The 9,526-nt window shown below is 41.1% G+C and carries 15 protein-coding genes; 7 read left to right on the top strand and 8 right to left on the bottom strand.

The annotated features are described in order from the left end of the window. The 6 genes from ACOCD9_RS16455 to ACOCD9_RS16480 form a co-directional block, all read left to right on the top strand. The coding region (locus ACOCD9_RS16455; protein WP_419547977.1) for a tetratricopeptide repeat protein at nt 1–350 on the top strand (350 nt) is incomplete at its 5' end. 325 nt (nt 351–675) lie between these two features. Continuing rightward, nucleotides 676–825 (top strand): hypothetical protein, encoded by a 150-nt coding sequence (locus tag ACOCD9_RS16460; RefSeq protein ID WP_419547978.1) that lies wholly within the window; start codon nt 676–678, stop codon nt 823–825. 278 nt (nt 826–1,103) lie between these two features. Next, the gene (locus tag ACOCD9_RS16465) at nt 1,104–1,325 is read left to right on the top strand and encodes a hypothetical protein (RefSeq protein WP_419547979.1); all 222 of its coding nucleotides are present in this window, start codon (nt 1,104–1,106) and stop codon (nt 1,323–1,325) included. Next, the gene (locus ACOCD9_RS16470; RefSeq protein ID WP_419547980.1) at nt 1,322–1,735 is read left to right on the top strand and encodes a type II toxin-antitoxin system VapC family toxin; all 414 of its coding nucleotides are present in this window, start codon (nt 1,322–1,324) and stop codon (nt 1,733–1,735) included. Before ACOCD9_RS16465 ends, ACOCD9_RS16470 begins: the two co-directional genes overlap by 4 nt. Next, a complete protein-coding gene (locus ACOCD9_RS16475) occupies nt 1,714–1,890 on the top strand; it encodes a tetratricopeptide repeat protein (protein WP_071821085.1) in 177 nt (58 codons plus the stop codon). Before ACOCD9_RS16470 ends, ACOCD9_RS16475 begins: the two co-directional genes overlap by 22 nt. Nucleotides 1,891–2,172: 282 nt before the next feature. Next, nucleotides 2,173–2,436, top strand: coding sequence for a type II toxin-antitoxin system Phd/YefM family antitoxin (locus ACOCD9_RS16480; protein WP_002756068.1), 264 nt, complete (start codon nt 2,173–2,175; stop codon nt 2,434–2,436). A 265-nt stretch (nt 2,437–2,701) separates the two neighbouring features. On the opposite strand, the gene ACOCD9_RS16485 is transcribed toward ACOCD9_RS16480, so the two are convergent. The 5 genes from ACOCD9_RS16485 to ACOCD9_RS16505 all read right to left on the bottom strand — a co-directional run bounded on the left by ACOCD9_RS16485 (nt 2,702) and on the right by ACOCD9_RS16505 (nt 5,738). Beyond that, nucleotides 2,702–2,926: a type II toxin-antitoxin system HicA family toxin gene (locus ACOCD9_RS16485; protein WP_002739026.1), complete on the bottom strand. Its 225-nt coding sequence runs from the start codon at nt 2,924–2,926 to the stop codon at nt 2,702–2,704. Beyond that, entirely contained in the window at nt 2,926–3,138 is a 213-nt protein-coding gene (locus ACOCD9_RS16490) for a type II toxin-antitoxin system HicB family antitoxin (protein WP_016516940.1), read from the bottom strand. Before ACOCD9_RS16490 ends, ACOCD9_RS16485 begins: the two co-directional genes overlap by 1 nt. A 127-nt stretch (nt 3,139–3,265) precedes the next feature. After that, the gene (locus ACOCD9_RS16495; RefSeq protein WP_419547981.1) at nt 3,266–3,451 is read right to left on the bottom strand and encodes a hypothetical protein; all 186 of its coding nucleotides are present in this window, start codon (nt 3,449–3,451) and stop codon (nt 3,266–3,268) included. Nucleotides 3,452–3,511: 60 nt separating this feature from the next. Further along, nucleotides 3,512–4,705, bottom strand: a complete 1,194-nt coding sequence (locus ACOCD9_RS16500; protein WP_419547982.1) for a Coenzyme F420 hydrogenase/dehydrogenase, beta subunit C-terminal domain — start codon at nt 4,703–4,705, stop codon at nt 3,512–3,514. Nucleotides 4,706–4,820: 115 nt separating this feature from the next. Next, the gene (locus tag ACOCD9_RS16505; protein WP_419547983.1) at nt 4,821–5,738 is read right to left on the bottom strand and encodes a histone deacetylase family protein; all 918 of its coding nucleotides are present in this window, start codon (nt 5,736–5,738) and stop codon (nt 4,821–4,823) included. Nucleotides 5,739–5,898: 160 nt separating this feature from the next. Between ACOCD9_RS16505 and ACOCD9_RS16510 the strand changes: the two genes are divergently transcribed. Beyond that, nucleotides 5,899–6,768 (top strand): alpha/beta fold hydrolase, encoded by an 870-nt coding sequence (locus ACOCD9_RS16510; RefSeq protein WP_419547984.1) that lies wholly within the window; start codon nt 5,899–5,901, stop codon nt 6,766–6,768. A 322-nt stretch (nt 6,769–7,090) separates the two neighbouring features. On the opposite strand, the gene ACOCD9_RS16515 is transcribed toward ACOCD9_RS16510, so the two are convergent. From ACOCD9_RS16515 to ndhC, 3 genes are read right to left on the bottom strand one after another with little or no spacing between them, the layout of a single operon-like run. Beyond that, nucleotides 7,091–7,594, bottom strand: a complete 504-nt coding sequence (locus tag ACOCD9_RS16515) for an NAD(P)H-quinone oxidoreductase subunit J (RefSeq protein ID WP_002778330.1) — start codon at nt 7,592–7,594, stop codon at nt 7,091–7,093. Continuing rightward, nucleotides 7,595–8,338 (bottom strand): photosynthetic/respiratory NAD(P)H-quinone oxidoreductase subunit K, encoded by a 744-nt coding sequence (ndhK, locus tag ACOCD9_RS16520; protein WP_002800109.1) that lies wholly within the window; start codon nt 8,336–8,338, stop codon nt 7,595–7,597. It abuts the gene before it with no gap. A 47-nt stretch (nt 8,339–8,385) separates the two neighbouring features. Then, on the bottom strand, nt 8,386–8,748 hold the full coding sequence (ndhC, locus tag ACOCD9_RS16525; protein WP_002739390.1) for a photosynthetic/respiratory NAD(P)H-quinone oxidoreductase subunit C: 363 nt from the start codon (nt 8,746–8,748) through the stop codon (nt 8,386–8,388). Between the last annotated feature and the right edge of the window lie 778 nt (nt 8,749–9,526).

The following is a 9,526-nucleotide window of genomic DNA, read 5'->3' on the forward strand; positions in this document are numbered from 1 at the left end:
ATTGTTTAACCGCAACTCGAACCCGCTTAGGAGAAAATCATCTCGATGTGGCAACTTCCCTCAACAATTTAGCACTATTGTACTATTCTCAAGGCAGGTACACAGAAGCGGAACCTCTCTATCTAGAAGCATTAGATTTGAGAAAACAACTCTTAGGAGACAATCATCCCGATGTGGCACAATCCCTCAACAATTTAGCAAACTTGTACGAATCCCAAGGCAGGTACACAGAAGCAGAACCTCTTTATTCTGAAGCATTACAAATTTGTGAACAATCATTAGGAATAGCGCATCCAACAACAATGACGGTTCGAGGAAATTATGCTATCTGCCTTCGTCGTGGGAGATAGCGTCTTAACTGTGATTTATGGGATTATGGGATAGACTATAATTGATCATTGATAAAGACTTGCCAAATACAACACAATCATAGTATTCACTCAATCATTCAAATCACAGCTTAGACTTATTATAGGAATCTTCCAGACCCTGTGCGATAAGCTTAACCTACAACATAATCGATCTTTGTGTCCTTTGTGGTTCCTTCCATTCCCTCGCCAGTAGGACTGTATCTTAGAATACATTTTACCCACTAAATCCAAGAGAGCCTTGAATGAACCAATCATAGTTAAGAGCGTTGGAAAAGAGGGTCTGTAGGCGCACGGATTTTCCATTATGAATATAGTATCCTGTCAAGTCGCCTTTGTCAAGAGAAAATTTAACAACATCCAGACAAACGTTATTGTAGGGGTAATTCATGAATTACCCCTACACCTATTACCTAGTCCAGTAACCCACCACCATCGACAGTGGTTGGAATGTTGAATGATGAACTATGACTAGGAACCTAGTTAAGAGTGGATTAGAGATGAAGATTGATTGAATAAACCAATCATAGTTAAGACCGTTGGAAAATAGGGTTCGTAGGCGCACGGATTTTCCATTATGAATATAGTATCATGTCAAGTCGCCTTTGTCAAGAGAAAATTTAACAACATCCAGATTTAGTCGTAACGCATCACCTATCATTGACTATGATTGAATTAATCACTGATAACTGATAACTGATAACTGATAACTGATAACTGATAACTGATAAAGCTATGACACTCAAAGAAGAACTTATTAAAGAAATTGAAACAACTCCCATTTCTCTGCTGCCGGAAATCCTGCATTTTGTCCAATCTATAAAAACAAAACATCCAGACATTGACTTTATGGAATTTGCTGGTATGGCAGCAGGTATAGAAAATACTATGCAAGAGATTGTCGAAGAAGCAGAAGCTAATCGTCAACTCGATTTAAAACGGATAAATGACTTATGAAACAAGCATTACTTGATACCAATATCCTCTCTTATTTTTTACGAGGCAATCCCGCAGTAATTGAACAATTCCGCATCTATCGACAACACTATACTTATATATCGTTTTCAATCTTTACCTATTACGAGATTAAAAGTGGTTTATTGTATAAAGATGCACGAAATCAACAACAACAATTTGAACGTCTTGTAGAAGTCAGTGAAGTAATTGCTTATGATCGTGAAATTAGTGATATAGCTACTCAAATATACGTTAATCTTAGAATAAAAGGACAACTGATTACCCCGATTGATTTGTTTATTGCTGCGACTGCTATTTATTGCGATTATACTCTGATTACAGCTAACATTAAGCATTTTCAAAATATTCCCAATCTTAGTTATGAAAATTGGTATCTCTCAATAATTTAGGACTATTGTACCATTCCCAAGACAGCTACACAGAAGCGGAACCTCTCTATCTAGAAGCGATTAATATTTTCAGAGAAGGATTAGGGGAAAATCATCCCCATACTCAAACGATTATGGAGAATATAAAACTATGTCGTCCCAACTCTGGCAAGTAGAATTAAGATAGAGTTTGAATGCTTTGGAAAAGAGGGTCTGTAGGCGCACGGATTTTCCATTATGAATATAGTATCATGTCAAGTCGCCTTTGTCAAGAGAAATTTTAACAACATCCAGATTTAGTCGTAACGCATCACCTATCATTGACTATGATTGAATTAATCACTGATGACTACAATGATGGATAATTATAGGAGGATGCTGTCTGGACTGTGATTAGGAGAGATTGTTAAATCCCTACAATAATTTTTATTATTTCATCATCAAAAAAAGGATTAATTATGATCAAAAAAATTAAAATCGCCGATGCTCAAACCGATTTACCAAGTCTCGTTAAATCGGTTACAGAAGATAACAAAATTTATGCCATTGAGAATCAGGAGGATTCTGTAATTTTGATTTCTCAAAAAAACTATGAAAGTTTACAAGAAACCATCGAATTACTCTCTATTCCCGATTTAAGAGAAAGCTTACAACTATCTCTACAGCAAATTAATGAAAATGAAACCTATTCTCTTGAGGAAGTCTTGGGAGACATTGATTAATGGTTTATGAAGTCAGCATACAACACAATCATAGTATTCATTCAATCATTCCAATCAAAGTTTAGACTGATGATGTAATCTATATTCATCGTGCTAAAACTCATTATGGCGAATAAACTAGACCTTGAAAATTCTTGAAAACTAGGGTTTGCAAGCGCACGGATTTTCCATTATATATATAGCATCATGTCAAGTCGCCTTTGTCAAGAGAAAATTTAACAACATCCAGAAAAACGGGGACATGAAGCTTAAATCAAGATTGAAATTACAGCAGACGAATAAATTCTTCTTGTGTCAGTTCAGCATCGCGTAAAATTTTTAAGAGTAATCCTTTCCCGACAGTTTTCCCCCGATGAACCGGTACGGTGACAACTCTTCCATCTTCATGTTTTAAGCGCAGATGACTTCCTTTTTGTCGGATAGATTGAAACCCTATTCTCGTTAAAGCTTTGATAACTTCATCACCGGTTAATATCGGTAATTTTGGCATCAGATAGACACCTTTTCAATTCCAACAAACTCCGACACATCTTCAGGATTGCCATCTTCCAAGCAAAGTTCAATCACTTCCCTGATATTCTTCATCAATTCATCAATCGTTTCCCCTTGACTGTAACAACCCCGAAGTTGAGGAACTTCCCCAACATAATATCCATCCTCATCTCGTTCAATGACAACATAAAACTCTCTTTGATGGTTCATGGTTCTCAATCTTAAAAAAAATTATCGCTATCTAAGCTTTTATTGGCGATTATTGAGACTTGAAAATAGGGTCTGTAGGCGCAAGGATTTTCCATTATGAATATAGTATCATGTCAAGTCGCCTTTGTCAAGAGAAATTTTGACAACATCCAGATTTAGTCCTCACGCACCACCTATCATCGACTATGATTGAATTAATCACTGATAACTGATAACTGATAACTGATAACTGATAGCTGATAACTGATAACTGATAACTGATAACTGATAAGAGATTGTCGAAGAAGGGGTGAACATTCGGGGGATAACCCATCGCTGAAACCGTAGATTTTCTATCCGAATGTTGCGCCCCTACTTTTTCAGCATACCCTAATTAATCGGGCAATTTATACTGTTCCACAATCTTTTTAGCATATTCAGGAACATGAGCCGCTAATTTTTCAGGATAATTACGTTTAACATAAAGGTAATTACGGGTAAAGTGAGAATCGATGGAAAAGCGAGCATATTCTAAACCTTTAGGCCCGATTTTTTCAATTACTACTCCCATCATTTTTGCCGCCCACATCGGCAAGGTTACACCTTTATCATAGGCAGGAATGCTATTTTGTACCGCCTGTTTTCTATCACCACTAGACATAACATCTTGGGTATTTAATTGATCTTTCACTAACTCTAACATTTCCTTGCCCGTATCATTACGAACCATAATCCATTGCCAGCCAAAAGGTGCGCCCATATAGCCCACAACTAAATCAGCAAGGGAGTTAACATAATCAAAACAAGTCATACAGGAAGGGGCAAAAACATCTTTTAATTTATTAGTCTTTAAGCCAAAAAAGGGAACCATTTCGATGGAGCCATCTTCGTGTTTAAAGTGTACCCGAAAATCCTGCATAAATTCGTAGTGAACCACGGTTTCTGGGGAACGACTGGTAGTTTCTAGAAACTTTTGCAGTCCTGAGCGGGTGACATTATCGACGCAGGGAGTTCCTAAGACATATAATTTTTCCAAGCCTAATTTTTTTTCTACTGCTCTTAGGGCTTGAATTTGACAACCAACTCCGATAACTAATAACCGTTTCATGCCCGATTTTTCAATTTCTTCTAGGACTGATAAATTGGGAGAAAGAGTCGGTTTATTAACTTTAGCGGCGAGAATTTCTTCCGTGGTACGAGCGAGAATCGGCTGCGGTTGAAAGCGATCCTCGGCGGTATTCTGCACACAAACCACCCCTTCTACTAAACCACGATTGAGCATTTCACAGGCAATTGTGCTGACGATTCCTGTCCATTGCGCCCCAGGGATAGCTTGTTTTTTCTTGGCAGCCATCATCTCTTGATGAACACCAAAATAGAGATCATTTTCCTGATTTAAGTCGCGACTTTTGCCGTGTGCTGCTGCTTCTAAATCAGCGATTTGTTGATTGAGAAAAGCACAAGCTTCTTTAACATAGTGAATATAATAAGTGTCACAAAGTCCGCACTCGCTACACAATTCTTTGGCAGGACGACGACTATTTGACTTGAGGGCTTTGGCTTTTAGGTGTGGCGCAAGGGAGTTCATAATCTTAAAAGGCAACTAGGTCAAGGTTTTTTTTCTATCGATCGTTTACCTTACCGCATTAGATCACTTTGTTACCAATCTTTTTAAAGAAATGTAACGATTACCCGGAATAGGATCAGAGCAAAGCTTCTAAGGTGGCGACGACGGAAGCCGCTAAAGTTTCTAAATCATAACCGCCTTCTAAGCCGAAAAGCAGCGGTTTATTGAGAGTTAAGAGGTATTTGGTTAAAATTCCATAATCTTGTGGGTGTAAACAAATTCCCGCCAGAGGATCCGCTTGATTGGCATCATATCCAGCACTAACAATCACTAAATCCGGTTGAAAATTTTTCAGAAAAGGTATGACTTGCCCCTCAAAATGTTCTTGATAATCTTTAATCGTACTTCCTGACGGTAAGGGAATATTCAAAACATTATTAAACTCCCCTTTTTCTCTCGCTTCTCCCGTGCCGGGATAAAAGGGGAATTGATGAAGGGAACAATAGGCAATCTGGGGATGATTTTCGACTATATCCTGGGTGCCATTGCCGTGATGTACGTCCCAATCAAGAATCGCTACTTTTTGCACTCTTTTGTTTTCTAAAGCATAATAAGCGGCAATAGCAGCATTAGAAAACAGACAGAAACCCATGCCATAATTAGAAGTGGCATGATGTCCGGGTGGACGGGCTAAAATAAAGGCAGGATCGCCAGTAGATAAGACTCGATCGACTCCATCTAACCAGCCACTAACCGCTAGTAACGCCACATCGTAACTACGCGCAGAAACGGGAGTATCGGCATCCAATCTCCCCCCACCCTGTTGACAAATTCGCCGCAATCTATCAACATAATCTTGATTATGAACTTGTTTAATCAAAGGGATTACTTCGTCACGAATTTCGAGCGGTGTCGGTAAATGCCATGTTAATTTTGACTGCCATTCTGTTTGTTTTAAAGCCTCGACAATTGCCGTTAAACGCGCCGCTTTTTCGGGATGGTAAATACCTGTATCGTGATCGAGAAATTCATCGGAATAGATAATCGAGATCATAATCAAATTACTGCTTAACTCGTTGATTTTTGAGCAACCCACTGGTTTTAATCTACCAGAAAAATAGGGGCTTGAGGAGCTATAGTGAAAAAACTTTACTGATTAGGCCACTTTGGCCTGATGATGCAATTATCTCTCCCTAAGGTGACAGGACGCAAAAATGCTGACAAATTTTCGGAAATTTCAGCTAGAAGTTAATGGCATTACTATCAATGGTGTCAAAGGTGGGCGCGGTTTTCCGCTGCTTTTGCTCCATGGTTATCCCCAAACCCATCAAATGTGGCATAAAATCGCCCCCCGATTAGCGGCCAATTTTACGGTAATCGCCACGGATCTGCGCGGCTACGGGGATAGCGATAAACCCTTACCCCTAGAGGATTCTAGCAATTATTGCAAGCGGGTGATGGCCCTCGATCAGGTGTTGCTGATGGAAAAATTGGGTTATCAGGAGTTTTATCTGATCGGCCACGATCGAGGGGCGCGAGTTTCCCACCGCCTCGCCCTTGATTTTCCAGAAAAGGTCAAAAAACTCGTTTTACTCGATATAGCCCCGACGCTGGCGATGTACGAGGCGACTGATAAAACTTTTGCCACTGCCTACTATCATTGGTTTTTCTTGATTCAGCCTTCCCCTTTTCCCGAAACCCTGATCGCCGCTAATCCCGATTATTATCTGCACCATTGCTTGCAAAGTTGGGGGCGAGATTTTAGCGCTTTTACAGAGGAAGCTTTGGGGGAATATCGGCGTTGTTTTCGAGATTTAAGCACGATAACCGCCACCTGTGCCGATTATCGGGCCGCCGCTACCATCGATTTAGAGCATGATCGTCAGGATTTAGACCGGAAAATTTCCTCCCCCCTCTTGGTTCTTTGGGGAAAAAAAGGTTTCATCGCACGTCAATACGATGTGATCGCTCTTTGGCAGCAGCGAGCTAATCAAGTGACAGGACAGGCGATCGCCAGTGGTCATTTTTTACCGGAAGAAGCACCGGAAGAGACGGCACAGGCGATCGAGGATTTTCTTGGCTAAGTAATACTAAATCCAGTTATTAAAAACTGATTATTTATTCTCCGTTTTGCAGGAGTGCCTCTCCTGATAATAAGTAGCTGGTTATAATTAAATTGAAGATAGATTTTGTCTTTGATCCCCCCTGCCCCCCTTGATAAGGGGGGTGCCGATAGGCGGGGGGATCCCCCCTGCCCCCCTTAATAAGGGGGGCATCTGATAATTTTTAACGCCTACCTACTTATGTAGCCTATATTCAACGGATTTAGTATCAAAAAAAAATCGGGCTAGAAATAGCTTCCAACCCCATAGGATCCATAACCTAATTAGTGATTAAATTCTCGACTTAGTAAGCGTCCTGTAGTTCGTAGAATTCGGGAGAAACGTAATCTTTGCGTAGGGGCCAACCGACCCAATCTTCCGGCATTAAAATCCGTTTCAGGTGGGGATGTCCTTCATAAATAATGCCGAACATATCATAACTTTCTCGTTCTTGCCAGTCAGCGGCTTTCCAAATCCAGTAAACCGAGGCAACCCTGGGATTATCTCTAGGAAGAAAGACTTTTAAGCGCACTTCCACGGGACTATCGACATTATCGGTTACTTTGACCAGATGATAGAAACTAACTAATTCTTTACCCGGTCCCAAATCGTAAGCGCCCTGACATTGGAGATAATTAAAGCCATAAGCGAATAAAGCAGTGGCCAGAGGAATTAAAAAGTCTGGTTCTACTTTAATCAATTCCACACCACTATGGTCAGCTTCTAAAGCTTGATGATCAAAACCATTTTCGCTTAACCAAATCGAAGTGGGGCCAGCTTGCACAATAGCTGTGGTTTCTTCAGTCATTTAGATTTCTTCCTTTTGTTTCGTGGTCAAAAGAGCGGGAGGAACAGGCATACCAGTGGCTTCTAGTAACTCTTTCGGAGGTGCTTGACGGGTAGCCGATTGTAGATATTTACCCGTAAGAATCGGTTCCGTGGCCTGCATTTTGTGGGTGGTGCTGTAATAACGATTGGTTTGTTGGAGGACAGTCCCACGTTCTTGAATAGATTCGTTAGCGACTTTTTTCCGCAGTTTAATAATTGCATCGATAATCGCTTCCGGACGGGGGGGACAACCGGGTATATAGACATCCACGGGGATAAGTTTATCTACCCCTCTGACTGCGGTAGTGGAGTCACTGCTGAACATTCCTCCCGTAATCGTACAGGCACCCATGGCGATAACGTATTTAGGTTCTGGCATTTCTTCGTACAGACGCACCAAAGCGGGGGCCATTTTCATGGTAACTGTACCGGCAGTGATGATTAAATCCGCTTGCCGGGGACTAGAACGGGGAACTAAACCAAAGCGATCGAAATCAAAACGGGAACCAATCAAGGCCGCGAACTCGATAAAACAGCAAGCTGTACCGTATAGCATCGGCCAAAGACTTGACAAACGCGCCCAGTTATACAGGTCATCAACGGTAGTGAGAATGACATTTTCCGATAAATCCTGGGTAACTTTGGTGCGTTCGATGGGATTGAGGATTTTTTCGCTTTGTTGTGCGATAATTTGCTTAAATTCGCTGGTAGGGTTGGGACTCATCGGGTTATCCTCTCATGAAAAGTCAAAAATAAGGAAAATTATGGCCGTTATGACCATTCTAAGGCTCCTTTCCGCCAAGCATAGACGAGAGCAACCACAAGGATAGCAATAAAGATCAGTGCTTCTACAAAAGCTAATAGGCCCAATTGATTGAAAGCTACTGCCCAAGGGTAGAGAAAGACGGTTTCCACGTCAAAAACCACGAAAACGAGGGCAAACATATAATAACGAATGTTAAACTGAATCCAAGCACCGCCGATCGGTTCCATCCCCGATTCATAGGTAGTGCGTCTTTCCGGACCGCCACCACTAGGCCGCAGGACTTTGGAGGCAGTTAGGGATAGGATTGGTACTAAACTGCAAGCGAGCAGAAATCCTAGAAAATACTCGTAACCTTTGAGGACAAACACTGGGTTTTTTTTCTCCTTATTCGCTATCGACAGGGGAAGTTGTCGGCATCTCTATGGCTACTTATTATAGAGGCTTTAGCAACCCCTCTCCTTCTCAAAAGCAGCATTGAAGATGTTTATCGATACCATTAGCTAATCATCGGGTTGAGCTTCGCTTCTGTCTCTGTTTTGCTCTTAACTCTGACGGGGTGACAAGGAAGTCTACAATCCCTATGAGAAGCGAAGTGTAGCCAAATATGGTAAAAAAGAGGTGGCTGGGATCAGCTGTTGACTATCTCAATGAGTGCCGGTGTTGTCAGTCCGAGCATTTGTACTAAAATTTTTACTAGGCAGTGTAAATTATGAGAAATGCTGTCCAGCGGATTATAGTTTGTTTGTTAATGCACAGGCTCAAAGCAGCGATCGCTTAAGACAATATATCATTATGCAGTTACTAAAACTGACTCGCTAGAATTTTGCTAAATCTCTTAATAGCTTGTTTATGTCTTAAAATAAGACTGATTAGATTATAACGATTACAGTTTAAGTAAGTAGTTATTGCCTCTGATCCCCCCTGCCCCCCTTAATAAGGGGGGTGCCGATAGGCGGGGGGATCCCCCCTGCCCCCCTTGATAAGGGGGGTGCCGATAGGCGGGGGGATCCCCCCTGCCCCCCTTGATAAGCTATCCATTAGTCACATCTTTCTTAACATAAAATTTGACAAAAAGAGAAAAGTGTGCAAGATGGCTCAAGGAGGTTCTATGGGGGAACTAATTTGATGAGATAGTTTCCAAGTCTG

The sequence above is a fragment of the Microcystis sp. genome (genome assembly GCF_048564745.1).
Classification (GTDB): domain Bacteria; phylum Cyanobacteriota; class Cyanobacteriia; order Cyanobacteriales; family Microcystaceae; genus Microcystis; species Microcystis ichthyoblabe_A.

Excerpts from the sequence above, each read along its gene's own strand:
- ACOCD9_RS16485 (WP_002739026.1), bottom strand. The coding sequence starts at position 2,926 with ATGCCAAAATTACCGATATTAACCGGTGATGAAGTTATCAAAGCTTTA.
- ACOCD9_RS16495 (WP_419547981.1), bottom strand. The coding sequence starts at position 3,451 with ATGGGTTATCCCCCGAATGTTCACCCCTTCTTCGACAATCTCTTATCA.
- ACOCD9_RS16490 (WP_016516940.1), bottom strand. The coding sequence starts at position 3,138 with ATGAACCATCAAAGAGAGTTTTATGTTGTCATTGAACGAGATGAGGAT.
- ACOCD9_RS16510 (WP_419547984.1), top strand. The coding sequence starts at position 5,899 with ATGCTGACAAATTTTCGGAAATTTCAGCTAGAAGTTAATGGCATTACT.
- ndhK (WP_002800109.1), bottom strand. The coding sequence starts at position 8,338 with ATGAGTCCCAACCCTACCAGCGAATTTAAGCAAATTATCGCACAACAA.
- ACOCD9_RS16470 (WP_419547980.1), top strand. The coding sequence starts at position 1,322 with ATGAAACAAGCATTACTTGATACCAATATCCTCTCTTATTTTTTACGA.
- ACOCD9_RS16500 (WP_419547982.1), bottom strand. The coding sequence starts at position 4,705 with ATGAACTCCCTTGCGCCACACCTAAAAGCCAAAGCCCTCAAGTCAAAT.
- ACOCD9_RS16460 (WP_419547978.1), top strand. The coding sequence starts at position 676 with ATGAATATAGTATCCTGTCAAGTCGCCTTTGTCAAGAGAAAATTTAAC.
- ACOCD9_RS16515 (WP_002778330.1), bottom strand. The coding sequence starts at position 7,594 with ATGACTGAAGAAACCACAGCTATTGTGCAAGCTGGCCCCACTTCGATT.
- ACOCD9_RS16465 (WP_419547979.1), top strand. The coding sequence starts at position 1,104 with ATGACACTCAAAGAAGAACTTATTAAAGAAATTGAAACAACTCCCATT.
- ACOCD9_RS16505 (WP_419547983.1), bottom strand. The coding sequence starts at position 5,738 with ATGATCTCGATTATCTATTCCGATGAATTTCTCGATCACGATACAGGT.
- ACOCD9_RS16480 (WP_002756068.1), top strand. The coding sequence starts at position 2,173 with ATGATCAAAAAAATTAAAATCGCCGATGCTCAAACCGATTTACCAAGT.